Origin of the sequence: Cellulomonas xylanilytica, from assembly GCF_007989805.1 — a bacterium.
In the GTDB taxonomy this organism is placed as follows: domain Bacteria; phylum Actinomycetota; class Actinomycetes; order Actinomycetales; family Cellulomonadaceae; genus Cellulomonas; species Cellulomonas xylanilytica.
The window spans coordinates 105,269-130,602 of the sequence record NZ_BJUB01000002.1 but is presented as its reverse complement, the minus strand read 5'-3'; the positions used below and the strand labels follow the sequence as shown (position 1 = coordinate 130,602).

General features: G+C 72.8%; 20 protein-coding genes. 15 read left to right on the top strand and 5 right to left on the bottom strand.

Annotated features, from left to right (window positions below; translation table 11 throughout):
- Positions 1 to 10 precede the first annotated feature (10 nt).
- The gene (locus tag CXY01_RS20765) at positions 11 to 685 is read right to left on the bottom strand and encodes a rhomboid-like protein (RefSeq protein ID WP_186813284.1); all 675 of its coding nucleotides are present in this window, start codon (positions 683 to 685) and stop codon (positions 11 to 13) included.
- Positions 686 to 838: 153 nt separating this feature from the next.
- Here CXY01_RS20765 and CXY01_RS03440 point away from each other — a divergent pair, with 153 nt between their 5' ends.
- The 5 genes from CXY01_RS03440 to narI are packed head-to-tail and all read left to right on the top strand — an operon-like array spanning position 839 to position 8,764.
- The gene (locus CXY01_RS03440; RefSeq protein WP_146925674.1) at positions 839 to 2,050 is read left to right on the top strand and encodes an MFS transporter; all 1,212 of its coding nucleotides are present in this window, start codon (positions 839 to 841) and stop codon (positions 2,048 to 2,050) included.
- A 9-nt stretch (positions 2,051 to 2,059) separates the two neighbouring features.
- Positions 2,060 to 5,758: a nitrate reductase subunit alpha gene (locus CXY01_RS03435; protein WP_146925673.1), complete on the top strand. Its 3,699-nt coding sequence runs from the start codon at positions 2,060 to 2,062 to the stop codon at positions 5,756 to 5,758.
- Entirely contained in the window at positions 5,758 to 7,419 is a 1,662-nt protein-coding gene (narH, locus tag CXY01_RS03430) for a nitrate reductase subunit beta (protein ID WP_146925672.1), read from the top strand. The genes CXY01_RS03435 and narH overlap by 1 nt, the downstream gene beginning before the upstream one ends.
- On the top strand, positions 7,416 to 8,024 hold the full coding sequence (narJ, locus tag CXY01_RS03425) for a nitrate reductase molybdenum cofactor assembly chaperone (protein ID WP_146925671.1): 609 nt from the start codon (positions 7,416 to 7,418) through the stop codon (positions 8,022 to 8,024). The genes narH and narJ overlap by 4 nt, the downstream gene beginning before the upstream one ends.
- The gene (gene narI / locus CXY01_RS03420) at positions 8,021 to 8,764 is read left to right on the top strand and encodes a respiratory nitrate reductase subunit gamma (RefSeq protein WP_146925670.1); all 744 of its coding nucleotides are present in this window, start codon (positions 8,021 to 8,023) and stop codon (positions 8,762 to 8,764) included. Before narJ ends, narI begins: the two co-directional genes overlap by 4 nt.
- Here narI and CXY01_RS03415 read toward each other — a convergent pair.
- On the bottom strand, positions 8,761 to 9,012 hold the full coding sequence (locus tag CXY01_RS03415) for a hypothetical protein (RefSeq protein WP_146925669.1): 252 nt from the start codon (positions 9,010 to 9,012) through the stop codon (positions 8,761 to 8,763). The two genes, narI and CXY01_RS03415, sit on opposite strands and share 4 nt — an antisense overlap.
- A gap of 392 nt (positions 9,013 to 9,404) precedes the next feature.
- Here CXY01_RS03415 and CXY01_RS03410 point away from each other — a divergent pair, with 392 nt between their 5' ends.
- Together CXY01_RS03410 and CXY01_RS03405 are read left to right on the top strand one after the other, a co-directional pair.
- Positions 9,405 to 11,045 (top strand): glycosyl hydrolase family 18 protein, encoded by a 1,641-nt coding sequence (locus CXY01_RS03410; RefSeq protein ID WP_146925668.1) that lies wholly within the window; start codon positions 9,405 to 9,407, stop codon positions 11,043 to 11,045.
- A 153-nt stretch (positions 11,046 to 11,198) separates the two neighbouring features.
- Positions 11,199 to 11,738: an AMIN-like domain-containing (lipo)protein gene (locus CXY01_RS03405; RefSeq protein ID WP_146925667.1), complete on the top strand. Its 540-nt coding sequence runs from the start codon at positions 11,199 to 11,201 to the stop codon at positions 11,736 to 11,738.
- On the opposite strand, the gene CXY01_RS03400 is transcribed toward CXY01_RS03405, so the two are convergent.
- Positions 11,739 to 12,515 carry an alpha/beta fold hydrolase gene (locus tag CXY01_RS03400; protein ID WP_146925666.1) on the bottom strand — a complete coding sequence of 259 codons (777 nt, stop codon included), beginning with the start codon at positions 12,513 to 12,515 and terminating at the stop codon, positions 11,739 to 11,741.
- A 135-nt stretch (positions 12,516 to 12,650) separates the two neighbouring features.
- On the opposite strand from CXY01_RS03400, the gene CXY01_RS03395 reads away from it, so the two are divergent.
- The 4 genes from CXY01_RS03395 to CXY01_RS03380 are packed head-to-tail and all read left to right on the top strand — an operon-like array spanning position 12,651 to position 17,215.
- On the top strand, positions 12,651 to 12,989 hold the full coding sequence (locus CXY01_RS03395) for a YciI family protein (protein ID WP_146925665.1): 339 nt from the start codon (positions 12,651 to 12,653) through the stop codon (positions 12,987 to 12,989).
- Positions 12,986 to 14,206 (top strand): RNA polymerase sigma factor, encoded by a 1,221-nt coding sequence (locus tag CXY01_RS03390; RefSeq protein ID WP_146925664.1) that lies wholly within the window; start codon positions 12,986 to 12,988, stop codon positions 14,204 to 14,206. The genes CXY01_RS03395 and CXY01_RS03390 overlap by 4 nt, the downstream gene beginning before the upstream one ends.
- Before the next feature lie 34 nt (positions 14,207 to 14,240).
- On the top strand, positions 14,241 to 15,707 hold the full coding sequence (locus CXY01_RS03385) for an outer membrane protein assembly factor BamB family protein (RefSeq protein WP_146925663.1): 1,467 nt from the start codon (positions 14,241 to 14,243) through the stop codon (positions 15,705 to 15,707).
- A gap of 53 nt (positions 15,708 to 15,760) precedes the next feature.
- Positions 15,761 to 17,215, top strand: a complete 1,455-nt coding sequence (locus CXY01_RS03380; protein WP_146925662.1) for an outer membrane protein assembly factor BamB family protein — start codon at positions 15,761 to 15,763, stop codon at positions 17,213 to 17,215.
- A gap of 52 nt (positions 17,216 to 17,267) precedes the next feature.
- On the opposite strand, the gene aztD is transcribed toward CXY01_RS03380, so the two are convergent.
- Positions 17,268 to 18,539 (bottom strand): zinc metallochaperone AztD, encoded by a 1,272-nt coding sequence (gene aztD, locus CXY01_RS03375; RefSeq protein WP_146925661.1) that lies wholly within the window; start codon positions 18,537 to 18,539, stop codon positions 17,268 to 17,270.
- A gap of 79 nt (positions 18,540 to 18,618) precedes the next feature.
- Here aztD and CXY01_RS03370 point away from each other — a divergent pair, with 79 nt between their 5' ends.
- Complete coding sequence (locus CXY01_RS03370) at positions 18,619 to 20,100, top strand: outer membrane protein assembly factor BamB family protein (RefSeq protein WP_186813283.1); 1,482 nt, start codon at positions 18,619 to 18,621, stop codon at positions 20,098 to 20,100.
- A 9-nt stretch (positions 20,101 to 20,109) separates the two neighbouring features.
- Here CXY01_RS03370 and CXY01_RS03365 read toward each other — a convergent pair whose 3' ends face one another.
- Complete coding sequence (locus tag CXY01_RS03365; protein WP_186813282.1) at positions 20,110 to 20,886, bottom strand: aldo/keto reductase; 777 nt, start codon at positions 20,884 to 20,886, stop codon at positions 20,110 to 20,112.
- A gap of 58 nt (positions 20,887 to 20,944) precedes the next feature.
- Here CXY01_RS03365 and CXY01_RS03360 point away from each other — a divergent pair, with 58 nt between their 5' ends.
- From CXY01_RS03360 to CXY01_RS03350, 3 genes are all read left to right on the top strand, one after another.
- Entirely contained in the window at positions 20,945 to 22,435 is a 1,491-nt protein-coding gene (locus tag CXY01_RS03360) for a glycosyltransferase family 39 protein (RefSeq protein WP_186813281.1), read from the top strand.
- A 230-nt stretch (positions 22,436 to 22,665) separates the two neighbouring features.
- Positions 22,666 to 24,708 (top strand): glycosyl hydrolase family 28-related protein, encoded by a 2,043-nt coding sequence (locus tag CXY01_RS03355; RefSeq protein WP_146925658.1) that lies wholly within the window; start codon positions 22,666 to 22,668, stop codon positions 24,706 to 24,708.
- A 104-nt stretch (positions 24,709 to 24,812) separates the two neighbouring features.
- On the top strand, positions 24,813 to 25,331 hold the full coding sequence (locus CXY01_RS03350; RefSeq protein ID WP_146925657.1) for a class I SAM-dependent methyltransferase: 519 nt from the start codon (positions 24,813 to 24,815) through the stop codon (positions 25,329 to 25,331).
- Positions 25,332 to 25,334: the final 3 nt, after the last annotated feature.

The following is a 25,334-nucleotide window of genomic DNA, read 5'->3' as shown; positions in this document are numbered from 1 at the left end:
CGGGCCGGGCTCACGTCCGCCGGCGGTCCGCGGCGACCGCGCGGGCGGCGACCAGGGCCATGAGGAGCCCGATGGTCAGCGCGCTCGCGTGGCCCGCGTCGGTGAACGTGCGGTTGATCGCGCCGGGCAGCAGCCAGTAGACGGCCGTGGCGCCCAGGTACCACCAGCGCCAGCGGGGCGGGATGGCCAGGACGAGGAACCCCATCGCGGCGGCCATGACGTAGCTGACGCCGACGTCGGTGGCGCCGGCGACGCTCTCGTCGACGAGCCCGTGGAAGATCCCGGTGGAGAGCCCGGCGGCCACCACGAGCCCGGCGCCGACGTGCCCGGCGAGCCCGACGACGAGGGACGCGAGCCGGCCGACGAACCGCTGCAGGTACGCCAGCACCACGAGCAGCTGCACCACGAGCGCGAGGCCCCAGAGGCTCTCGACGACGAAGGCGCTGCCGAGCATCGACAGCAGCGGCTCGGCGCGCAGGTTGTCCAGGTTGCCGCTGACCCGCGCGAGGATCTCGGCGGTGCGCTCCTCGGGCTGCAGCATCACGAGCAGCGTCACGACGGTCACGGTGCCGCAGTAGGCGATCGCCAGGTCGGCGTGCGCGACGGTCCGGCCGACGTCGCGGAGCACCGCGGGGATGGCGTCGCCCAGGGCCGGCCTGCCCGGCGCGGAGCGCGCGTCCGTCATGCCGGTCACGCTACCGGCCGGCCCCGCGCGGATCCGGACGCGGCCACGGACGCGGATCAGGGCCGAAGGTCCCGGGCGCCGGCTGTGGCGGCCTGATAACTTCCGAAGAACACCAGGTCCGCGCGATGACGCCGGACCGAGCACGGGGGTCTCATGGTGCAGCAGGCCGACAGCAGGATCGCGGTACGGGTGCTGGTCGTCGCGACGATCGGGTTCCTGGTCAACTTCTGGGCGTGGGCGCTGATCAGCCCGCTGGGCGGCTCCTACGGCGCGGCGCTGGACCTGACCGGGGTCCAGCAGTCGGTGCTGGTCGCGGTGCCCGTGATCGTGGGGTCGCTCGGCCGGATCCCCGTGGGCGCGCTGACGGACCGGATCGGCGCGCGGAAGATGTTCCCCGCGGTCACGCTGCTGACCATCCTGCCGGTGCTGTTCATCGGCTTCGTCGCGGACACCTATCCCGCGATGCTGGTGGGCGGCTTCTTCCTCGGGCTCGGCGGGACGACGTTCGCCATCGGCGTCCCCGCGGTGAACGCGTGGTTCGCGCCCGAGCGCCGGGGCGCGGCGCTCGGCATCTTCGGGCTCGGCATGGGCGGCACGGCGATCTCCGCGTTCACCACGGTGTGGATCACCGACACGTACGGCGCCGAGGCCCCGTTCGTGCTGGTGGCGTGCGTGCTGGCCGTGTACGCCGTGGTCGCCGCGGTCCTGCTGCGGGACAAGCCCGGACGTCCGACGCCGCAGGGCTCGTTCCTCGCCCGGATGTGGGCGACGGCACGCATCCCTGCCACCGGACAGCTCTCGTTGCTGTACGCGCTGGGCTTCGGCGGCTTCGTCGCGTTCAGCGTGTACCTGCCCACGTACCTGGTGAACGCGTACGACCTGTCGGCGAGCGACGCGGCCGCGCGGACGGCCGGGTTCGTCGTGCTGGCCGTCGTGATGCGCCCGGTGGGCGGGACGCTCTCCGACAAGGTCGGCCCGGTCCCGGTGCTCATGGTGGCGTTCGTCGCGGCGGGGCTCCTGGCCCTCGTGGCCGCGCTCGAGGTGGCCCTGGTGCCCGTGGAGACGATCGCTTTCCTCGGGCTCGCCGCGGCGCTCGGTGCGTCCTCCGGAGCCGTGTTCGCCCTGGTCGCGCAGGTGGCCCCGGCCGACAAGGTCGGCGCGGTGACGGGCATCGTCGGTGCCGCCGGGGGGCTGGGCGGCTTCTTCCCGCCCCTGGTCATGGGGGCCGTCTACGACCAGGTCGGCGACTACAGCCTCGGGTACGTGCTGCTCGCCGCGAGCGCGTTCGGCGTCGCCTGGTTCACCTGGGGCCCGGTCCGCCGGGCTGCCCGCGCACGTGCAGCCGACGCGATCAGCACCAGCTAGGGAGCCTCCATGACGATCGAGCAGGGACGCCGGCCGGGCCTGGACGAGGGGGTCGTCGAGGCGCTGCTGCGCACGCGGCGGTTCCTGCAGAAGAACGAGGTGTCGGCGGACCTGCGGACCCTCCACCAGATCGGCGGGCGGGACGCCGACACGTTCTACCGGGACCGCTGGAGCCACGACAAGGTGGTGCGGTCCACCCACGGCGTGAACTGCACCGGCTCCTGCTCGTGGAAGGTGTTCGTCAAGGACGGGATCATCACGTGGGAGGCGCAGCAGACGGACTACCCGTCGACCGGCCCCGACCGCCCCGAGTACGAGCCGCGCGGCTGCCCCCGCGGAGCCGCGTTCTCCTGGTACACCTACTCGCCCACCCGCGTCCGGTACCCGTACGTCCGGGGCGTGCTCCTGGAGATGTACCGCGAGGCGAAGGCCCGGCTGGGCGACCCGGTGCTGGCGTGGGCGGACGTCGTGGGCGATCCCGTGCGCGCTGCCCGGTACAAGGCGGCCCGCGGCAAGGGTGGGCTGGTGCGGGCCTCCTGGACCGAGGCGGTCGAGATGGTCGCCGCCGCGCACGTGCACACCATCAAGGAGCACGGCCCGGACCGGATCGCCGGGTTCTCGCCCATCCCGGCGATGTCGATGGTGTCGCACGGGGTCGGCGCCCGGTTCTACGCGCTGCTCGGCGCTCCGATGCTGTCGTTCTACGACTGGTACGCGGACCTGCCCGTCGCCTCTCCGCAGGTGTTCGGCGACCAGACGGACGTCCCGGAGTCGGGGGACTGGTGGGACGCCGGCTACCTGGTCATGTGGGGCTCGAACGTGCCGGTGACCCGCACGCCCGACGCGCACTGGATGGTGGAGGCGCGGTACCGGGGGCAGAAGGTGGTCGCGGTCTCCCCGGACTACGCCGACAACGTGAAGTTCGCCGACGAGTGGCTGGCACCCGCGCCCGGCACCGACGGCGCGCTCGCGATGGCGATGGGCCATGTGATCCTGCGCGAGTTCTTCGTCGAGCGGACCACCCCGTACTTCGACGGGTACGTGAAGAAGTACACCGACCTGCCGTTCCTCGTGTCCCTGGAGCCCGACCCGGACGGAGCCGGGTTCGTGCCCGGGAAGTTCCTCACCGCCGCCGACCTCGGTGAGACGTCGGAGAATGCGCAGTTCAAGACGGTTCTGCTCGACGAGGCGACGGGCGATCCCGTGGTCCCCCACGGGTCGCTCGGGTTCCGGTTCGGCGCCGAGGGGGAGGGACGCTGGAACCTGGACCTCGGCTCCGTGGAGCCGCGGCTCAGCGCTGCGGGCACCGGCTCGGGCACGGCGGCGGTCACGCTGCCCCGGTTCGACGCGGTCGACGGGTCCGCCGGGAGCATCGTGCGCGGTGTCCCGACGAGGCAGGTGGCCGGTCGCACCGTGACCACGGTGCTCGACCTGCTGCTCGCGCAGTACGGCGTGGGTCGCGACGGGCTGCCCGGGACCTGGCCGAGCGGGTACGACGACGCGTCGTCGCCCTGCACCCCGGCCTGGCAGGAGGGCATCACCGGGGTGCCGGCCGCCAAGGCGGAGAAGATCGGCCGCGAGTTCGCCGCGAACGCGGAGGAGTCGAAGGGCCGCTCGATGATCCTCATGGGCGCCGGCACCAACCACTGGTTCCACGCCGACACCATCTACCGCGCGTTCCTGACGCTCACCACGCTGTGCGGGACGCAGGGCGTCAACGGCGGCGGGTGGGCGCACTACGTGGGCCAGGAGAAGGTCCGGCCCATAACCGGCTACAGCCTGTACGCCAACGCCCTCGACTGGTCGCGCCCACCGCGCAACATGATCCAGACCGCGTACTGGTACCTGCACACCGACCAGTTCCGGTACGACCACTTCGGCGCCGACGCGCTCGCGGCGAGCAAGGCCGGCGGGCTCTGGGCCGGGATGACCACCGCGGACGTCCTCGCGCAGTCCGCGCGGCTCGGCTGGATGCCGAGCTACCCGACCTTCGACCGGAACCCGCTCACGCTCGCCGATGACGTCGCCGCCTCGGGCACACCGGCCGCCGAGTACGTGCCCGCGGCGCTGCAGGACGGCTCGCTGCGGTTCGCCGGCGAGGACCCCGACGCCCCGGAGAACTTCCCCCGCGTGCTCACCATCTGGCGGTCCAACCTGCTGGGCAGCTCCGCCAAGGGCAACGAGTACTTCCTCGAGCACCTGCTGGGCACGGACTCGTCGTTGCGCGCGCAGGAGGCGCCGCCCGAGCACCGGCCCCGGGACGTCGTGTGGAGGGACGAGGCGCCGCGCGGCAAGCTCGACCTCCTGCTGACCCTGGACTTCCGGATGACGTCGACCACGGTGTTCAGTGACGTCGTCCTGCCGGCGGCCACCTGGTACGAGAAGTACGACCTGAGCAGCACCGACATGCACCCGTTCGTGCACTCCTTCAACCCGGCCATCGCACCGCCGTGGCAGACCCGCACCGACTTCGACGCGTTCCACGAGATCGCCAAGGCGTTCAGCGCGCTCGCGGCCACGCACCTCGGCGTCCGGCAGGACGTCGTCGCGGTCCCGCTCACCCACGACACCCCGGACGCGATGGCCACACCGAGCGGGATCGTGCGCGACTGGAAGGCGGGCGAGTGCGACCCGGTGCCGGGCGTGACGATGCCGAAGCTCGTCGTCGTCGAGCGGGACTACCCCGCGGTCGCGGACAAGCTCGGTGCGCTGGGTCCGCTCGCGTCGTCGCTGGGCGCGACGACCAAGGGCATCACGTTCGACCTGACGAAGCCCGTCGACTACCTGGGCCACAAGAACGGGCTGGTCCGCGGGGGAGCGGGCAACGGACGCCCGTCGCTGCAGCGGGACGTGCACGTCTGCGAGGCGATCCTCGCGCTGTCGGGCACCACCAACGGGCACCTGGCCACCGAGGGCTTCCACACGCTGGAGAAGCGCACGGGCCGGCGGCTGGCCGACCTGGCGGCCGAGCACGAGGGCAAGCAGGTGACGTTCGCGGACACCCAGGCGGCGCCGACGCCCGTCATCACGTCCCCCGAGTGGTCCGGGTCCGAGTCGGGTGGTCGGCGGTACTCGCCGTTCACCATCAACGTCGAACGGCTCAAGCCGTGGCACACACTGACGGGCCGCCAGCACTTCTTCCTCGACCACGACTGGATGACCGAGCTGGGTGAGAACCTGCCGGTGTTCCGGCCACCGCTGAACATGGCCGCCCTCTTCGGGGAGCCGCAGGTGGGCTCGAACGGGGAGCTCGGCATCGCGGTGCGGTACCTGACGCCGCACAACAAGTGGTCGATCCACTCGGAGTACCAGGACAACCTGCTGATGCTCAGCCTGTCGCGCGGCGGGCCGGGCATCTGGATGAGCCAGAAGGACGCCGACAAGATCGGCGTCGCGGACAACGACTGGATCGAGGCGGTCAACCGCAACGGCGTCGTGGTCGCCCGCGCGATCGTGTCGCACCGCATGCCAGAGGGGACCGTCTACATGCACCACGCGCAGGACCGGCTCATCGACGTCCCCCGCTCGGAGGCGTCCGGCAAGCGCGGCGGCATCCACAACTCGCTGACCCGCATCCTCATGAAGCCGAGCCACCTGATCGGCGGCTACGCGCAGCTGACCTTCGCGTTCAACTACCTCGGGCCGACGGGCAACCAGCGCGACGAGGTCACCGTCATCCGCCGGCGCTCGCAGGAGGTGCAGTACTGATGCGGATCATGGCGCAGATGTCGATGGTGATGAACCTCGACAAGTGCATCGGGTGCCACACCTGCTCGGTGACGTGCAAGCAGGCGTGGACCAACCGGGCCGGCACGGAGTACGTCTGGTTCAACAACGTCGAGACGCGACCGGGGCAGGGGTACCCGCGCACCTACCAGGACCAGGAGCGCTGGCAGGGCGGGTGGCGGCTCAACAAGCGCGGTCGCCTGAAGCTCAAGGCGGGCGGCCGGCTGAAGAACCTGGCGACGATCTTCGTCAGCCCGAAGATGCCGTCGCTCGACGACTACTACGAGCCGTGGACGTACGACTACGAGACGCTGACCACCGCGCCGCTGCAGGAGCACACCCCCGTGGCACGGCCGCGCTCGCTGATCAGCGGCGAGCCGATGCAGATCGGGTGGAGCGCCAACTGGGACGACGACCTGGGCGGCAGCGCGGCGACCGCGGTGAGCGACCCGATCCTGGAGCGGGTCTCGACGAAGATCAAGCTCGAGTTCGAGCAGACGTTCATGTTCTACCTGCCGCGCATCTGCGAGCACTGCCTCAACCCGTCCTGCGCGGCGTCGTGTCCCTCGGGTGCCATCTACAAGCGGGCCGAGGACGGCATCGTGCTGGTCGACCAGGACCAGTGCAAGGGGTGGCGCAAGTGCGTGACCGGCTGCCCGTACAAGAAGGTCTACTTCAACCACCGCACCGGCAAGGCGGAGAAGTGCACGTTCTGCTTCCCGCGCATCGAGGTGGGTCTGCCGACGGTCTGCTCGGAGACCTGCGTCGGCCGGCTGCGCTACCTGGGTCTCGTGCTCTACGACGCCGACAAGGTCCTGGAGGCCGCGTCCGTGACCGACGAGCACGACCTGCTGGAGGCGCAGCGCGGCGTCTTCTGCGACCCGCACGATCCCGCGGTGGTCCGGGAGGCCGAGCGGGCGGGCATCCCGCGGGACTGGATCGAGGCCGCCCAGCGCTCCCCGATCTGGGCCCTGATCAGCACCTACAAGGTGGCGCTCCCGCTGCACCCGGAGTACCGGACGATGCCGATGGTCTGGTACATCCCGCCGCTGTCGCCGGTGGTGGACGCGGTCGCGGAGACCGGCGAGGACGCCGAGTCGAAAGGCAACCTGTTCGCGGCGATCGACCAGCTGCGCATCCCGGTGGAGTACCTGGCGGAGCTGTTCACCGCCGGGGACACGATCCCGGTGACCGGCGTGCTGAAGAAGCTCGCCGCCATGCGCTCCTACATGCGGGACATCTCGATGGGTCGCGACGCCGACCCCTCGATCCCCGCCGCGGTCGGCCTGACCGAGCAGGAGATGCTCGACATGTACCGGCTGCTGGCCATCGCCAAGTACGACGAGCGGTACGTCATCCCGCCCGCGCACGCGGAGGCCGCGCACGACCTGGAGGAGCTGGCCACCGAGTGCAGCCTGGACTACGAGGGCGGCCCGGGGATGGGTGGCTCGGGACCGTTCGGTGAGGGGTCGGGGTCCAACACCCCTCTGGCGGTCGAGAACTTCCGCGCCCTCAAGGACCGGCAGACCGCCGACGAGGTCACGCCGACCGGTGGCCAGGGCGGGCGCGTGAACCTGCTCAACTGGGACGGCAAGGGCTCCCCGCCGCCGGGTCTCTTCCCCGAGCGGAAGGACCCCTCATGAGGCGCGACGACGCCCGCACCCGCGCGCTGACCCATCGGATCGCCGCGCTCCTCCTGGAGTACCCGACCGCCGAGCTCGTGGCGCAGGTCCCCGACCTGCGGGCCGTCTCGCCGGCGCCCGCGTTCGACCCGCTGCTGGACCACCTCGCGACGACCCCGCTGGGCGCGCTCACCGCGGAGTACGTGGACACCTTCGACCTGCGTCGCAAGGTCTGCCTCTACCTGACGTACTACGCGTACGGCGACACCCGGGAGCGGGGGATGGCCCTGCTCGCGTTCAAGCGGGCGTACCGGGCGGCAGGGCTGGAGGTCAGCCCCGACGAGCTGCCCGACCACCTGTGCGTGGTGCTGGAGTTCAGTGCCACCGGCGACGTCGAGGCGGGCACCCGCCTGCTGCTGGAGTACCGGGCCGGCCTGGAGCTGCTGCGGCTGGCGCTGGTCGACCGCGGCTCTCCTTGGGCCGCCGCGCTGACTGCCGTCTGCTCGACGCTGCCACCGCTGCGTGGCGACGAGCGCGAGGCGGTCGCGCGGCTGGCCGCCGAGGGCCCTCCCGGGGAGCAGGTCGGGCTCGAACCCTACGGCGCGATGGCGGGGATGCCGCGATGAGCGCCGTGCTCCTCTGGGTCGTCGTGCCCTACGTGTGCCTCGCGTTCTTCGTGTTCGGGCACTGGTGGCGCTACCGCTACGACAAGTTCGGCTGGACCACGCGTTCGTCGCAGCTCTACGAGAGCCGGCTGCTGCGCTGGGGGAGCCCCCTGTTCCACTTCGGCATCCTCGCGGTGTTCCTCGGGCACGTCATGGGCCTGGGCATCCCGGAGAGCTGGACGTCGGCCGTCGGGATCTCGGAGGAGCTGTACCACTTCATGGCTGTGACCATCGGGGTGGTCGCCGGGTTCTGCACGCTCGTCGGGCTGACGCTGCTGATCTACCGGCGGCGGACGGTCGGGCCGGTGTTCAGCGCCACCACGCGGATGGACAAGGTGATGTACCTGTTCCTCGTGCTCGTGATCGTGCTGGGCTGCTGGAACACGGTGGCGGGCTCGATCCTCAACCTCAACGGCGAGTACGACTACCGGACCGGGGTGTCGGAGTGGTTCCGGGGCATCTTCCTGTTCCAGCCTCAGCCGGAGCTCATGGTCGACGCGCCGTTCGGCTTCCAGGCGCACGCGATGGTCGCCATGATCCTGTTCGCGCTGTGGCCGTTCACGCGCCTGGTGCACGTGCTGAGCGTGCCCGTCTTCTACCTGTGGCGACCGTACGTGGTCTACCGCACCAGGTCCGACCGGACGGGCAGCCGGGCGACCAGGCCGGGCTGGAGCCCGTCGGACGACCGGGTGCGCCGCTAGCCGCGGGGAGGGTGCAGTCTGTTCGTCGCCTCCGCGAGCAGGCGCTCCAGCACGGCGTGCCGGTCCAGGGCCCGCAGCAGGGCGTCGTCGTCGTGCCTCCGGCGGGCGTCGTCGACGGCGTGGTGCGCCTGGCTGGTGGCGGACGCGAGCCGGAACCAGGAGGCGCCGGCGACCTCGCGCCGCACCTGCGCCTCGGTCTCCGGGGCGATCGCCTCGTAGCGGTGGTGGTGCTGATCGATGACGGTCACGTCCTCGACCTCCTTCGTGCAGTTCTCGTTCCCCGCCCTACCCATGCTGCTCGCCGCCACCCACACGGCTGTCGCGACACGCCTGTGCGCTGCTGATAAGGAGCGCAGGAAGGGCGTCCGCATACATCCGCGGGCCCTCGGAGAAAGAAGGGCCGCCCCTCGTTCTTCGGCATTCCCGGGGGCATTTCTGAGCGTCGTCGACGCGGTCGTCGGAGCGGCTTCTCGCTGTCGAAGACTGCGCTTTCCCGCTGGTCCGTGCCGCGGAAGACGACCCAGACGGGTGTCCGGGAACCGTTGACTTCACCCTGTGACGATTGTTAGCGTCGCTGTGAACCATTAGTACACACTCCTTACATATTCGACGCTCCGACGATGGACAGGGGAACCGCACGATGGCTTTCAGACACTCCCGCACGACGACGGGCCGACGACGTCCCGTCCTGGTCACCACGGCTCTCGCCGCGGTGCTCACGCTGCTCACCGCGCTGGTCGTGACCCAGCCCGCGTACGCAGCAGGTTCGATCGGCGCCACGTTCACCTCGGCCGGCGACTGGGGCACGGGCCACCAGGTCAACGTCAAGGTCACCAACTCCGGCACCACCGCCGTGAACGGGTGGACCCTCGAGTTCGACCTCCCCGCAGGGGACACCATCAGCAGCTCGTGGGACGCCGACGTCACCCGGGCCGGCAACCACTACACGGCGAAGAGCAAGAGCTGGGCCGGCACCCTGGCGCCGGGGGCCTCGCTGACCTGGGGCTACGTCGCGACGGGACCCTTCAAGAGCCCGACCGCCTGCAGCATCAACGGCGTGGCGTGCACCGGTGGGACGCCCACCAGCACGCCGACCCCGACCCCGACCACCCCGACGCCGACGCCGACCACCCCGACGCCGACCCCGACCACGACGCCGCCCCCCGGTGGCAAGAAGCTCGTCGGCTACTTCGCCGAGTGGGGCGTGTACGGCCGCAACTACCACGTGAAGAACATCCAGACGAGCGGCTCGGCCTCGAAGCTGACCCACATCCTCTACGCGTTCGGCAACACCACCGGCGGCAAGTGCTCCATCGGTGACTCCTACGCGGCGTACGACAAGGCGTACACCGCGGCCGACTCGGTCGACGGCGTCGCGGACACGTGGGACCAGCCGCTGCGCGGCAACTTCAACCAGCTCAAGAAGCTCAAGGCCATGAACCCCGGCCTCAAGGTGATCTGGTCCTTCGGCGGCTGGACCTGGTCGTCCGGCTTCACGCAGGCGGCGGCCAACCCCACCGCGTTCGCCGACTCCTGCTACACGCTGCTCAACGACCCCCGCTGGGCCGGTGTCTTCGACGGCATCGACATCGACTGGGAGTACCCGAACGCGTGCGGCCTGACGTGCGACTCGAGCGGACCCGCGTCGTTCAACAACGTGATCACGGCGCTGCGCAACAAGTTCGGCAGCAGCAAGCTCATCACCGCGGCGATCACGGCCGACGGCAGCAACGGCGGCAAGATCGACGCCGCCGACTACGCCGGAGGAGCGCAGAAGCTCGACTGGATCATGCCCATGTCCTACGACTACTTCGGGGCGTTCAACCCGACGGGTCCGACGGCACCGCACTCGCCCCTGACGTCCTACGCGGGCATCCCGCAGGCGGGCTTCAACACCGAGGCGGCCGTCAACAAGCTCATCGCCAAGGGCGTCCCCGCGAACAAGATCCTGCTGGGCGTCGGCTTCTACGGCCGCGGCTGGACCGGGGTCACGCAGACGGCCCCCGGCGGCTCGGCGACGGGCGCGGCCCCCGGCACGTACGAGGCGGGGATCGAGGACTACAAGGTGCTCAAGAACCGCTGCCCGGTCACGGGCACGGTCGGCGGCACCGCGTACGCGAAGTGCGGCTCGGAGTGGTGGGGCTACGACACGCCCAGCACGCTGGCCGGCAAGACGTCCTGGGCCAAGACCAAGGGTCTGGGCGGTGCCTTCTTCTGGGAGCTGTCCGGCGACACGTCGAACGGTGAGCTGATCAGCGCGCTGTCCACCGGCCTGCGGTAAGCACTCCCGCTGACGCCCGGTCGCTCCCGAGCGGCCGGGCGTCAGCGCGTCCATGCGTCCGTCGACCATTTTCACCCGCTTTGTCCCGACTCCGCGGCCGTAGACTGAACGATCGGGCTCTCGGCGACGCCCGCGCGGCAAGGGGGTCGTGCCATGAGGCGAGCATTCTTCTCGGTCGTGCTGCTGGTGGGCGCGTTCCTGATCGCCCCGGCGTCGCCTGCCGCGGCGGCGCCCTACTGCGGGATCGTGTGGGGGTCGCTGGCGAAGGCGGCGCCCGACCTGTCCCAGGCTCCCGTGGTGAACGTCCGCACCGGCCGGCACTCCTGCTACGACCGGCTCGTGATCGACGTGGCCGGCGACGTGGGCGGCTACACCGTGGCGTACGTCCCGGTCGTCATCCAGGACGCCTCGGGCTACGAGATCCCGACGCGCGGCGGCGCGGCCCTGCAGATCACGGTGAACGACCCGTCGTACGACTCCGGCTACAACGAGACCTACGACCCGGCCGACCCGCTCGAGCTGACCGACGTGACGGGCTACAGCACCTTCCGGCAGGTCGTGGCGGCCGGGTCCTTCGAGGGCTACACGAGCCTCGGGCTGGGCGTCCGGGCCCGGCTGCCCTTCCGCGTGTTCACCCTCGACGGACCGGGCACGTCGTCCCGGCTGGTGGTGGACGTCGCACACCGCTGGTGATCAGGCCAGCAGCTCCCGGAGCACGGCCGCGGTGGCCTCGGCGGGGATGCCGTGGTCGGCGCCGCCGGGGACCACGACGTGCCGCGCGTCCGGCAGCAGGCGGGCCAGCGCGGCGGCCGACTCCGGCAGGCCCGGCCACGTCTGCGCGCCGGTGACGACGACCGTCGGGAGGTCGACGGCGCTCATGGACGGCGTCGGCACGCCGAGCACCGAGGTGATGGTCGCGTCGTAGACCGTGCTCTGCGCGATCGCGACGAGCGAGGGCCAGCCCGGCGACGTGCGGAGCTGCTCGACGAGCGCCGCGGGGATGCCGACCCCCTCGGTCTGGAACAGCGCGACCGCGTCACCCGGGCGGCCGTCCGCGATCAGCGCCGCCAGCCGCGCCGACAGGTCCGCGGGCCGCGCGGGCAGGGTGCCCAGCGCGAACGGTGCCTCGTAGAGGGCCAGGTGCGTGACGGGGACGCCGGCCGCGGCGGCGGCGAGGGCGAGGTTGCCGCCGGAGGAGAACCCGAACACGGCGGCGCGGCCGCCCGCGACGTCGACCACGGCGGCGAGGTCCTCGATCTCCCGCTCGATCGCGTACGGCGCGGTGTCGCCGCTGCGCCCGCGAGCGCGCCGGTCGTAGGTGACCACCGTGTGGTCGGGCTCGAGCAGCGCCGCGAGGTGGGCGCACGTGGTGTGGTCGTTGAACGCGCCGGTGGCGAAGACGACGGCCGGGCCGGTCCCGGCGCGCACGTAGGCGATCCGCGTGCCGTCGGCGGAGGTGAGGGTCTGCACGGTGGGCTCCTGGGGTGGGGGATGTCACGAGGAGGACGAAGACCGCTGCCACTGATGGACACGTCGCGCGATGCTGTCCCTCGGGGCGTCCGCCGCTCGTCCAGGGGGACCACCCGTCGACCGTCAGGAGCCGTCATGCAGTACCTCTTGCTCATCAGTGCCGACGAGGAGCTCGCGCAGGAGCGCCTGCGGGAGGGGGCTCCCGGCTCGTTCCACGCCTGGATCACCGACCTGGAGGAGCGGGGGGTGCTGCGCGCGCACGTCGGCCTGCACGACAGCGCGACCGCCACGACGGTCCGGCTGCGCGAGGGTGAGGTCCTGCTGACCGACGGCCCGTTCGCCGAGGGCCGGGAGCAGGTCGGTGGGCTCGCCGTCGTCGACTGCGCCGACCTCGACGAGGCGGTCGCGATCGCGGCCGCGCACCCCGCGGCAGTGATCGGGCAGGTGGAGGTCAGGCCGGTGCGCGTCTCGTGACCGACGACGTCGAGCGCGTGCTGGCGGACACGTTCGCCCAGGACTGGGGACGTCTCGTCGCCACGCTGATCCGGGTCACGGGCGACTGGGACCTGGCCGAGGAGTGCACGCAGGACGCGTTCGCCGCAGCCCTGCGTACCTGGCGCCGCGACGGCATCCCCGACGTCCCGCGCGCCTGGCTCACGACCACCGCCCGCAACCGGGCCGTCGACCGCATCCGGCGCGAGCGCGTCGGCGCCGAGAAGCTGCGGTCGATCCGTCCCGACCCCGACCCCGGCGAGGGCGGGCTCGACCTCGACGCGCTGGACAGCGGGATCGTCGACGAGCGCCTCCGGCTGCTGTTCACCTGCTGCCACCCGGCGCTGTCCCTGTCGTCGCGCGTCGAGCTGGCCCTGCGCACGCTGTGCGGCCTGACGACGGCGGAGATCGCGCGCCTGTTCGGGGTGCCCGAGCCGACGATGGCCAAGCGGCTTGTGCGGACCAAGCGCAAGATCGCGGTCGCGGGCATCCCGTACCAGGTGCCGTCCGCGGCGCGGCTGCCCGAGCGCACGCCCGCCGTGCTCGCGGTGCTCTACCTGATGTTCACCGAGGGCTACGCGGCGAGCTCCGGTCCGCACCTGGTGCGGGTCGACCTCTGCCACGAGGCCGTCGACCTCGCCCGGGTGCTGGTCGGGCTCGTCCCGGACGACCCGGAGGCGCACGGCCTGCTCGCGCTGCTGCTGCTGCACCACGCGCGGACGTCCGCCCGCACCGACGTCGACGGCGTCCTGGTCGCCCTCGAGGACCAGGACCGTGCCCTCTGGGACCGCGCGGCGATCGACGCAGGCCTGAGGCACCTGCGCGAGGCGGTCCGCCACGAGCGCGTCGGCCCGTACCAGCTGCAGGCCCTGGTCGCGGCGTGCCACGCGACCGCACCGACGGCCGCGGACACGGACTGGGACAGGATCGCGGGTCTGTACGACGAGCTCGTCGTGGTGCTGCCGTCCGCCGCCGTGCAGGTGAACCGGGCGGTCGCGATCGGCATGGCGCACGGTCCGCAGGCCGGGCTGGACGCCCTGGCCGGGGCCCCGGACCACCCGCTGCGACCCGCGGTACGCGCCGACCTCCTGCGTCGGCTCGGCCGCACCGACGACGCCGCGGCGGCGTACCGCGAGGCGCTGGCGCGCACCGCGAACGATGCGGAGCGGGCGTACCTCGAGCGCAGGGTGCGCGGCTGAGGCCTACTGTCGCGTGATGGGGCCGGTGCGTCGCATGCAGCAGGTGGAGGTGGTCGACGACGACCGCCCCGTCGCCGCTGCGGAGCAGCCTCCGGTCGCCGGCCGTGCCCGTCGCTGGGGGGTCGCGCTGCTCGTCATGGCGCTCGTGCTAGTCGGCACGCAGGTCGTCCTCGCGGCCCGCGACCGTGCCGCGTCGGCACGGTTCGCGCAGCTGCCCGGCGTGCTGCGCCCGGTCGACCCGGACCTGGTCGCGCGGTGGGCGGTCGACGAGGCCGACGCCGAGGTGCTGACCGAGGGCGCCGAGATCGGCGGGCTGCTCGTCGGGGTGCGCACCGGTCCCGACGGGGCGCAGAGCGTCGTGGCGCTCGACCCGCAGACCGGGAGCGACCGGTGGGCCACCGCGCTGGCCGATCCGGACCCTGCGCTCGGGCAGCGTGGGGCCCGTGCGTCGAGGACGTCGTGCGCGCCCGTGCCCGACGGTGAGCAGGACGGCACCGAGGAGCTCGTCGCGTGCCTGGTGTCCGACGCGCTGCTCGGCACCAGTGCGCGCGGCCGCCTGACCCTCGCGCGCGTGCCGACGACCTCGCGCGTCGTCGTGGTCAACGCCGCGGACGGACGGGTGGTGGCGGACCGGACGGCCCCCGCCGCCCTCACGTTCGCCCTGCTGCCCGGGCTCGCGGTGGTCGCCGCCCCCGGCGCGGACGGTCATGCCGAGGTCACCGCGCAGGACCTGCTCACCGGTGAGGTGCGCTGGCGCCACACGTCGCCGCGGCCGGAGCTGGACCGGGCGGGCGACGTCTCCGGGTTCGACCTCGTGACGGTCGGCGACCTGGTGGCCGTGACCGAGGCGGGGTCCGCGGTGACCCTGCTCGCCGCGGACGGCACGGTCGCGCGCGAACGCGAGCGGTACGACCGGCTGTCCCGCGACGAGGCCGGCGCGCGGCTCGAGGTGCTGTCGGGGTACCTCGCCTTCCGGCCGGTCACGACCATCGTTCAGCCCGGCCGGGACGACCGCCGGATCCCCGGTCGCCTGGTGCACCGGGCCGTGGACGACGGGAGCCTGCCGGACGTCGAGCTGATCGAGGGCTCCCGGATGCAGGCGCTGGACCCGGCGAGCGGCGACGCCGTGTGGCAGGCCGACCGGCACACCAGCGGTCCGGTCCTGGTGCTGCGGGGGCTGGTCTACTGCACCAGCGGCGACAGCGCCGGTGAGATCGTGGCGTTCGACGGGCGGACGGGCTCGGTGGTCTGGACGGCGAACGCCGGCACCTACGACCAGCTGGCCCGGCTGATGACCGACGGTCGGGTCCTGCTGGTCGGGCTCACGCCGGGGGAGGATGCCGCGGCGGGCTCGCTGTCGGCGTACTCGCTGACGGGCGGCGAGCGGCTGTGGCAGGCGCCGCTGCCCGGCGGCCTCGACGCGGCGTGGACGCAGGGCCATCTCCTCGTCGCCGGCGAGAGCGGCGACCCGGCGCCGTCGGCGGTGCTGGGCAGCTCATGAGTTCCACCCGCTCTGCGCGCGCCGCCGGACCGCGGCGAGGTTAGTGTCCGGCCATGCCGCGCGGTGCGATGCAGCACGTCGAGCTCGACGAGGCGGACGTCCCGGCCGTCGCGCCGGAGCCGGCTGCCCGGGGCCGGGGTGCGTGGCGGTGGGTGGTCGGCGTCGCCGTCGTGCTCGCCGTGGGGCTCGGCCTGACGCAGGCGGTCCTCGATCGACGGGAGCGGGCAGCGACCGAGCGCCTCGCGGCGACGCCCGGGGTCGTGCGGTCCGTCGGGGCCGAGACGGGGGTGCTGTGGCGGCCGGACCCCGCGGTGACCGCGGTGATCGCGCAGCGCATCGACGTCGACGGCGCCGTGCTCGGGCTGCTCGTCGCCGAGGACGGGTCGCAGGCGTTCGTGTCCCTCGACCAGCGCACGGGGCGGCAACGGTTCAGCACCCCGCTGCTGGGACCGGACGCCGACCGGGCACGATCCCTCGACCGGACCGCCGCCGGCACGTGCGTCGCGGTGCCGGTCGACGAGGGGCCGCCCGAGGAGGCCGCGTGCCTGGTCAGCGACGGCTTCGTGCAGTACGGCGACGAGGGGGTCGAGACGCGCAAGGCGGCGACGACGACGCGGGTGGTCGTCCTCGACACCCGCGACGGGCACGTCGTCGCCGACACGTCCGCACCGGGTGCCACCGCGCTCGCGGCGCTCCCCGGGCTGGCGGTCGTGGCGGTCCCCGGGCGGGACGCCGAGACGGAGGTCTCCGGCCGGGACCTGCTGACCGGGGAGGTGCGCTGGCGGTTCAGCCCGCCGCTGCCCGGTGCCGACCGCCGCGCGTTCGCCGGCGGGGTCCGGCTGGTCGCCGTCGACGGTCTGGTCGCCGTGACCGTCCCCGGGTGGACCGCCACCGTGCTGTCGTCGACGGGACAGGTGCTGCGCGAGAGCGGACCGGGGGACGCCGACCACGTGGTCGACCCCGTCGCGGGGCGGCTCGTCCTGCTGTCCGCCACCGGGTCGGGCACGCTGCTCTCGACCCTGGTCGAGCGCGGCCGTGCGGACGTCGACGTGCCGGGCGAGGTCCTCCCGTTCACGGTCGACGACGGGAGCGTGCCGGGTCTCGTCGTGACGTCCAGCGGGAACGTCCGTGGCTGGGACGCGGCCACGGGCGAGGCCCGCTGGCGGTCCGAGGTGGTCGCGTCCGTGAACTCGGTCGTCCTGGACGGGCGGGTGTACCTGAGCACGCAGGCGGGGGTGGTGGCGCTGGACGGCCGCACCGGGGAGCTGGTGTGGCGGGCCGCGACGGTCGAGGGCACGGTGCCCGGGTTCCTCGTCACCGACGGGCGGCAGCTGGTCACCGCGGAGCAGCCCGTCGGGGGCGACGACCGCAGCGAGCTCGTCGCCTACGCCCTGACCGACGGCCGCACCCTGTGGCGGGTGCCGTTCCCCGACGGTCTGCGGTCCACGCTCTCCCTCGGGCACCTGCTGCTCGGCTGGGGTGACGGCCGGCTGGTGGTGCTCGGATAGCGACGGACGGCCCCCGGGGTTCCGCCGGGAGGCCGTCCGCCTGGTCAGGGGGTCAGTGGCTGTGCGTCCCGCCGAGGACGCCGGTGAGCTCGTTCGGGGTGATGGTCAGCTCGACGCTCTTCCATATCTCCCCGGTGGCCGGGTCGACCACGTGCAGGCGGCGCTGCTCGGGGTCCGTGACGTAGGCCATGCCGTCGAGCACCCGCACGGTCGGGCGGGGCTGCTGCCAGTCGTCGGGCTCGGTCCACGGCCCGACCACGGGGGCGGACCGCTCCAGCCGTCCCGTCAGCGGGTCGATGACGTGCAGCGCGCCGTCGGTGCCGAGCACGAGGGCGGACCCGTCGGCGCCACGGGCGAGGGACCGGAACGAGTAGCTGGCGGGCAGGTCGACCAGCTGGAGCGTGCCGGCCACCGTGTCGACCAGCGACACGCGCGTCGGGCGCTCGAGCTCGGCGTCGGGGTCGGACTTGTAGTCGCCGAGCACCACGGGCGACGCCTCGGTGCCCGCCTGGTTGCCGATGCGGCCGTACGCGTCGGGGGACGCCACCTTGGTGATCGTGCCGGCGCGGTAGACGAGCACGCCGTCCTGGCAGCCGACGACGACGGCCTCGTCGGCGGCGACCGCCTCGCCGTGCACCCCGGGGCACGCGTCGGAGCGGTCGACCTCGGTGCCGCCGGCGTCGAGCACCCGGATCCCGGTCCGGGCGTCCTCGGTGCCCTCGCTGACGACGACCGTGCCGTCCTCGAGCTCGACCGCGACGCCGTGGTGCGCGGACGGGGTGGTGAACGTGCGGGCGCCCTCGGGACCGTCGGCGACGTGCTCGCTGTCGATCACCGTGACCGCACCCGTGCCGTCGTCGAACAGCGCGGTCCGCTCGCCGTGGGGGACGACGTGGCCGGGCTTCTCGGCGGTGAAGGTGGTGCCCGTCAGCTCCGGGTCGGCCGCGTAGTAGTGCGCGTGGTCCCCGTGGGCCTCGGCCCACACCCCGGTGTCGAGCACGGTGAAGCCGTCCTTCGTGGTGACGAGGACGTGCCGGCCGTCACCGGCCTCGTTGATGCGGTTGAAACCGTCGAGGGGCAGGTCCGCGAGGGTCTCGAGCGTGGTCGCGTCGAGGACCTGCAGGCCGCCGTCGTAGGTGAGCACGAGGCGGGGCTCGAGGGTCGCCGTCTCGCGGGCGTCCGACGCCTCGGCCACCTCGGAGGCGGACGGCTCGGACGTCGGGGCGTCCGCCGGCGAGCCCGCGCAGGCGGTCAGCAGGGCGAGGGGAAGGGCGAGCGCGGCGAGGGTCGTGGGGCGGCGCAGGGCGGCTCTCGTGGTGGTCATGGCGGTGACCGTAACAGCGAATGAGAACGAATATCAATACGTCCCCTCCGATGCGGCCGGGCCCGGTACAGTCCCGGCCATGGCGCGCCGCGGCGACATGCAGGAGGTCGAGCTGCTCGACGGTGACGAGCACGTCACGGAGCAGCCCGAGACGCCCGCGCGCAGCCGACGCGGCCCGCGGTGGGTCGCGGCCGGCGCGGTGGCGGTGGCCCTGTCGCTCGTGGGTACGCAGTGGGTCGTCGACTCCCGGGAGGCAGCGGCCGTCGCGCGCCTCGCCTCCGTCGCGGGCGTCTTCCCGCAGCTCGGCGACGAGCTGGTCGTGGTCCGCGAGATGTCGTCGGTGGAGGGCTACGACCTCTGGTCGGCCATCGAGATCGGCGACGCGCGCACCGCCACCCTCACCGTCGCGCCGGACGGGTCCCAGTCCGTCGAGGCGGTCGACCAGCGCACGGGCGCGGCGCTGTGGTCCACCCCGCTGGTGGGCCCGAGCACCGAGCGCGCCGCGACGCGGGAGAACGGCTCGGGCGGCCGCTGCCAGGGCGACGGTGGCTGGGAGGAGGCCTCGACGCTCCTCGTGTGCCTGGCCACGGACGGGTTCGTGCGCTACGGGAACGAGACGGAGGAGCGCTTCCCGGCGACCACCACCCGGGTCGTGGTCCTCGACAGCGGGGACGGGCACGTGGTCGCGGAGTGGGCCGTCGCGCACGGGTCCCGGCTCGCCGTCGTCGGTGACCTCGCCGTGGTCGGCACGCGCGACGCGCAGGACGGCGTGGTCGTCGTCGGGCACGACGTCCAGACCGGTGACGAGCAGTGGCGCTACCGGGAGCCCGTGGAGGCGGCGGACGTCACGCCCACCGAGCAGCAGGACTGGGGACTCTTCACCGCCGGGGACGCCGTCGCCCTCTACGACGGCGACGGGTACGTCGTGCTGTCGGAGACCGGGGCCCTGGTGCGGGACGACCTGCGGGAGGCGGGCCAGGACGCCGGCCTGGGCACCGACCCGGTGACCGGGCAGCTCATGATCTCGACCTACGGCGGCAGCAGCCCGACGACGACGACGCTGCTGGCCCCTGACGCCGACCCCGCCGGGGACGTCGTGCTCCAGGGGGAGCCCGTCCGGGTCACCGTCGACGACGGCAGCCTGCCCGGCCTGACGCTGACCTACCGCGGCCACGCGTACGCGTGGGACCGGCGAACCGGCGAGCAGCTCTGGGAGGCCAAGGTGCAACCGAGCTACAACGCCCTGATCCTGCGCGGCCGCCTGTACCTGACCACGTCGACCGAGATCGCCGGCCTCGACGGCCGCACCGGCGAGGTCCTGTGGCGCACCCCGCTGCCGGTGTCCGGCCAGGGCATGCTCGCCACCGACGGCCGGGACCTGATGCTGCTGTCGTCGGCGTACGACGACAGCGGCGTCGGCCGCGTGACCGTGTACGACCTCGGCACGGGCGACGAGACGCGCACGATCGAGTTCCCGCCTGGGGTGTCCGACATCCAGCTGATGCACGGCCTCCTGGTCGGGTGGTCCTACACGACCGACGGCATCACGGTGCTGGAGTGAGCCGGCGGCTCAGCCCAGGGCGTCGATCGCGGCCATCTCGTCGTCGGTGAGCGAGAACCCGAGGACGTCGAGGTTGGACCCGATCCGCTCCGGCGTCGTCGACTTCGGGATGACGACCACGTCGTGCTGCACGTGCCAGCGCAGCACCACCTGGGCCGGGGTCACGCCGTGCGCGTCCGCCGCGGCCGTCAGCGCCGACGCACCCAGGTCGGTGCGCTTCAGCGGGCTGTACCCCTCGACGACGACGCCGCGCTCGCGGTGGGCCGCCAGCAGGTCGGGGTCGTGGTCGCGCGGGCTGTAGGGGATCTGGTTCACCGCCGGGGCCTCGCCCGTGGCGGCGATGAGCTCGTCCAGCTGGGCGATCGAGTAGTTGGACACGCCGATCGACCGGACGAGACCCTCGTCGCGCGCCTCCCGGAACACCTGCCACGTCTCCGGGGAGGCCTGGCGCCCCGGCGGCCAGTGGATGAGCCACAGGTCCAGGTGGTCGGTGCCCAGTGCCACCAGCGACTCGGTCAGCGTGCGGCGGGCGCGGTCGGCGTGGTCCGGCGGCAGCTTGGTGGTGACGAACACGTCGTCCCGGTCGACGTCGATGGTCGCCAGCGCCCGGCCCACCTCCGCCTCGTTGCCGTAGCCGGTGGCGGTGTCGATGTGCCGGTACCCCAGCTGCAGCGCCGCGGTGACCGCGCGCTCGGCGGCACCGCCCTCCGACTGCCAGGTGCCGAGGCCGACGACGGGGATCTGCCCGCCGGGGAGGGTCAGGGTCGGGATGTCCACAGAGATCATGGATCCAGTCTCACCCGGTCCCTCCCGTCGCGCCCGGCGGTGTCGCTACGCTCCCCGGGTGGTCGTCGCCGACGTCGACCGGCGTCGCGGCGCGTCCCCTGCCGTGGCTCCGTTCGCCACGCTCTGGGTGCTCGGGACCGCGGGTGCGCTGCTCGCGGTGCTCGTCGCGCTGTCCGGCCGGTACGGCCCGCACCGCGACGAGCTGTACTTCGTCGCCGCCGGCCGGCACCTCGCGTGGGGCTACCCCGACCAGCCGCCGCTGACCCCGCTCGTCGCGCGCGTCATGGACCTGGTCGCGCCCGGTTCCCTCGTCGCGCTGCACCTGCCCAGCGCGCTCGCGGCCGCCGCCGTCGTCGTGCTGGCCGCCCTGACCGCCCGGGAGCTGGGTGGCCGGACCGGGGCGCAGGTGCTCACGGCCGTCGCGACCGGGACCGGCGTGGTCGTCGTGACGCTCGGCCACATCCTCTCGACCACGACGATCGACACCCTGTTCTGGGTCGCGATCGTGTACGTCGTGCTGCGGACCCTGTCCCGGGACGCGCCACGCGGGTGGCTGCTGGTCGGGCTGCTGGGCGGGATCGGGCTGTTGGACAAGCACCTCGTCGGGTTCCTGCTCGGGGCGGTCGTGGTCGGCGTCGCGCTGACCCCCCAGGTCCGGCACCACCTGCGCTCGCCGTGGGCCTGGGCGGGGGTCGGCCTGGCGCTGCTGCTCTGGCTGCCGAACCTGCTCTGGCAGGCGGCGCACGGGTGGCCGCAGCTGGAGCTGGCCGCCGACATCCGCGACGAGTACTCCGGGGTCGGACCGCGGCTGGAGTTCGTCGGCCTCCTGCTCGTCCAGTACAGCCCCGTCGCGGCCGTGCTGTGGGTCTACGGCCTGGTGCGGCTGCTGCGCGTGCCCGCGCTGGTGCGGGCCAAGCCGCTCGCGTGGGCGTTCCTCGTCCTCGTGGTGGCGTTCCTGGTGACCGGTGGCAAGGCGTACTACGTCGTCGGCGCCGTGCCGGTGCTGCTCGCGGCCGGCGCGTGCGGGCTGCAGGAGCGCTGGTCCCGCCGAGGGCTCGTCGTGACCGGCGCGGTGCTGGCGCTGGGCGCGTTCGTGGCCTGGCCGGCAGCCCTCCCGCTGCTGCCCGAGCGGACGTTCGGCGCGTCCGTCTACCCGGAGATCAACGGCGACCAGGCCGAGATGATCGGCTGGCCCGAGCTGGTCGCGACGGTGGGGCGGGCGGTCGACGACAGCGGGGCGGTGCTCGTGGTCACGGCGAGCTACGGCGAGGCCGGCGCGCTCGAGTGGTACGGCTCCGACGTGCCCGTGCACAGCGGGCACAACGGGTACGCCGCCTGGGGCCCGCCGGACGCCGACCTCGTCAGGCCCGTGGTGCTCGTCGGGTACGAGGACGCGCCGGCCTGGGCCGTCGGGTGCCGGTCGGTGGCCGTGGTCGACAACGGGGTCGACGTCGACAACGAGGAGCAGGGCGGGGTCGTGCAGGTGTGCGACGGCCCGCGCGAGACCTGGGCCGACGTCTGGGACGAGGTCAGCCACCTCGACGCGTGACGCCGGGCCGCCCGCGGGCGGTCAGGGCGTTGCACCGCCTCGTGCTGCACGGAACTGGTCCGACTGCCTCGTTGCGACGGACTCTTGCGTCGATATGCGTAAGTTCTTGCTTTCTTCAATCCGATCTTGTCTACAGGATTGTCCAGAACGTACGGTGTGTCCCGTCCCCGCGGCGCCGTGCCCCTGCCCGTCCTCACGGCGCCGTCCCCGGCTGCGCAAGGAGGCGCTCCGTGAGGAACTCAGTCAGCTGGCCCGGTCGCCGTCGGGCGCCGCGCGCGCTCGCCGTCGTGCTGGCCGTCGCCGTGGTCGCCGGTACCGGGAGCGCCGCGTCGGCCCACGGACGTCCCCCCGCCCCGGCTCCCACCCCCGTCACGCGCGCCGCGCTCGACCCCGCCCTGGTCGAGGGGCGCGGTGCCTCCGTCGGCTTCCTGGAGCAGGAGGCGGAGAGTGCGGTGACCACCGGCACGGTCATCGGCCCCGACCGGACCGCGTACACGCTGCCGGCGGAGGCGTCGGGGCGTTCGGCGGTGAAGCTGCTGCCCGGGCAGTACGTCGAGTTCACGCTGCCGAAGGCCGCGAACGCGCTCACCGTGCGGTACTCGATCCCCGACTCGGCCACCGGCGGCGGGATCACGGCCCCGCTCGACGTCACCGTCAACGGCTCCGGGAAGCGCACCATGACGCTGACCTCGCAGTACTCGTGGCTCTACAACCAGTACCCGTTCAGCAACGACCCGAACGCGGGCCTGCTGCACCCCGACTGGTGGATCACCGAGTGCGCGTGCGTCCCCGCGCAGACCACGCCGACGCCGACGGTCACCACCCCGTTCCGGCCCATGCACTTCTACGACGAGCAACGACTGCTCCTCGGCAAGACGTACAAGGCCGGGTCGACGGTCCGGCTGACCGCCCCTCCGGGGACGAACGCCGCGTGGACGGTCATCGACCTGCTGGACTCCGAGCAGGTCGGCCCGCCGCACGTCCGCCTGAAGGCCGCGAACGTGCTGCTGTTCGGTGCCGACCCCTTCGGCCGGAAGGACTCCGCCCAGGCGTTCGACAAGGCCATCGCGTTCGCGCAGAAGAAGGACCTGCCGGTGTACGTCCCGCCGGGCGTCTACCAGGTGAACCGGCACATCATCGTCGACGACGTCACGATCGAGGGCGCCGGCAGCTGGTACACCACCATCAAGGGCCGCGAGGTGGCCCTGCCCGCTCCGGCGCCCGACGGTTCCGTGCACACCGGCGTCGGCTTCTACGGCAAGGACGCGTCCGAGGGCGGCTCGTCGAACGTGCACCTGTCCGGGTTCGCCATCCAGGGCGACGTGCGCGAGCGCATCGACACCGACCAGGTCAACGGCATCGGCGGCGCGCTGAGCGACTCGACCATCGACGGCCTGTACATCCAGCACACCAAGGTCGGCGTCTGGGTGGACGGACCGATGGACAACCTCGTCGTGACGAACAGCTACCTCGTCGACCAGATCGCCGACGGGCTGAACTTCCACACCGGGGTCACCAACTCGGTCGCGTCGAACAACGTCGTGCGCAACACGGGCGACGACGGGCTGGCCATGTGGGCGGAGAAGACGACCAACTCCGGCAACCGGTTCGAGAACAACACCGTCCAGACGCCGACGCTGGCCAACGGCATCGCCATCTACGGCGGCCACGACACGACGCTCGTCGGGAACCTCGTGGCCGACCCGGTCCGGGAGGGCAGCGGCATCCAGGTGGGCTCCCGGTTCGGCGCCGAACCCTTCACCGGCAGCCTCTGGATCACCGACAACACCACCGTCCGTGCCGGCACCTACGAGCTCAACTGGAACATCGGGCTCGGCGCGATCTGGTTCTACGCGCTCCAGGGGGACATCGACGCGGACGTCCAGGTGGTCGGCGACCACTTCCTCGACAGCACCTACAACGCGATCATGGTGGTCGCCGACTGGCCCGTGAAGGACCTCTACTCGGTGACCAACCTGCACTTCCGCGACATCCGGGTGGACGGCACCGGCACCTCGGTGCTCAGCGCCCGCGCCGCCGGGTCAGCGACCTTCGAGAACGTCGACGCCCGCAACGTGGGTGCCGTCGGCATCAACAACTGCGGGTCGTTCAACTTCCCGCCCACCGGCTCGGAGTGGTCGTCGGTCGACCTCGGCGGCAACGACGGCGGCGGCACCACCGGGCCGTGGTTCGGCGCGTGGCAGCTGCCGAACACCATCACGTGCGACGACCGGCCGCCGGTCGTGGCGCCGCCCGCGCCGTCGGCCTGGTAGCAGGACCACCGCCGGGGGTGCGGTGAGGGAAGGGCGGCGTTCCGGCTGGGTACCGGTGCGCCGCCCTTCCTGCTCGCTACGGTGCGGGGCAGGAGGTGGCGGCCATGCCGGAGAGGGTCCCCGATCGCTTCGTCTGGGCGATGGAGGTGATGCGGATCGCGCCGACCGACCGGGTGCTGGAGGTGGGCTGCGGCCACGGGATCGCCGCCGCGCTGGTGTGCGAGCGGCTCGACGGCGGGCGCCTGCTGGCGCTGGACCGCTCCGCGACCATGACGGAGACGGCCGGTCGGCGGAACCGCCGGAGCGTCGAGGCCGGCGTCGCGGAGCTCCGCACCACGACCCTCGCCGCAGCGGAGCTGGAAGCGGCGTCCTTCGACGTGGTGTTCGCCGTCAACGTGAGCCTGTTCTGGACACCGCCCGCCGACGGCCTGGCCGTGGTCTCGCGCGCGCTGGCCCCGGGCGGGCGGCTGTACGTGTTCCACCAGGGACCGGTCCCGCAGAAGGACGAGCAGGTCGTCGAGGCGGCGACCGCCCTGCTGACCGGGGCCGGCTGGACGGTGCACGAGACGCTCCGCGCCGACACCGCACCGGTGGGGTCGGTCTGCGTCGTCGCAGGTCGCTAGACG

What these genes read in the sequence shown, in the direction of transcription:
- CXY01_RS20765 (WP_186813284.1), bottom strand. Translation starts at nt 685, where the DNA reads ATGACGGACGCGCGCTCCGCGCCGGGCAGGCCGGCCCTGGGCGACGCC.
- CXY01_RS03440 (WP_146925674.1), top strand. Translation starts at nt 839, where the DNA reads ATGGTGCAGCAGGCCGACAGCAGGATCGCGGTACGGGTGCTGGTCGTC.
- CXY01_RS03435 (WP_146925673.1), top strand. Translation starts at nt 2,060, where the DNA reads ATGACGATCGAGCAGGGACGCCGGCCGGGCCTGGACGAGGGGGTCGTC.
- narH (WP_146925672.1), top strand. Translation starts at nt 5,758, where the DNA reads ATGCGGATCATGGCGCAGATGTCGATGGTGATGAACCTCGACAAGTGC.
- narJ (WP_146925671.1), top strand. Translation starts at nt 7,416, where the DNA reads ATGAGGCGCGACGACGCCCGCACCCGCGCGCTGACCCATCGGATCGCC.
- narI (WP_146925670.1), top strand. Translation starts at nt 8,021, where the DNA reads ATGAGCGCCGTGCTCCTCTGGGTCGTCGTGCCCTACGTGTGCCTCGCG.
- CXY01_RS03410 (WP_146925668.1), top strand. Translation starts at nt 9,405, where the DNA reads ATGGCTTTCAGACACTCCCGCACGACGACGGGCCGACGACGTCCCGTC.
- CXY01_RS03405 (WP_146925667.1), top strand. Translation starts at nt 11,199, where the DNA reads ATGAGGCGAGCATTCTTCTCGGTCGTGCTGCTGGTGGGCGCGTTCCTG.
- CXY01_RS03395 (WP_146925665.1), top strand. Translation starts at nt 12,651, where the DNA reads ATGCAGTACCTCTTGCTCATCAGTGCCGACGAGGAGCTCGCGCAGGAG.
- CXY01_RS03385 (WP_146925663.1), top strand. Translation starts at nt 14,241, where the DNA reads ATGCAGCAGGTGGAGGTGGTCGACGACGACCGCCCCGTCGCCGCTGCG.
- CXY01_RS03380 (WP_146925662.1), top strand. Translation starts at nt 15,761, where the DNA reads ATGCCGCGCGGTGCGATGCAGCACGTCGAGCTCGACGAGGCGGACGTC.
- aztD (WP_146925661.1), bottom strand. Translation starts at nt 18,539, where the DNA reads ATGACCACCACGAGAGCCGCCCTGCGCCGCCCCACGACCCTCGCCGCG.
- CXY01_RS03370 (WP_186813283.1), top strand. Translation starts at nt 18,619, where the DNA reads ATGGCGCGCCGCGGCGACATGCAGGAGGTCGAGCTGCTCGACGGTGAC.
- CXY01_RS03365 (WP_186813282.1), bottom strand. Translation starts at nt 20,886, where the DNA reads ATGATCTCTGTGGACATCCCGACCCTGACCCTCCCCGGCGGGCAGATC.
- CXY01_RS03350 (WP_146925657.1), top strand. Translation starts at nt 24,813, where the DNA reads ATGCCGGAGAGGGTCCCCGATCGCTTCGTCTGGGCGATGGAGGTGATG.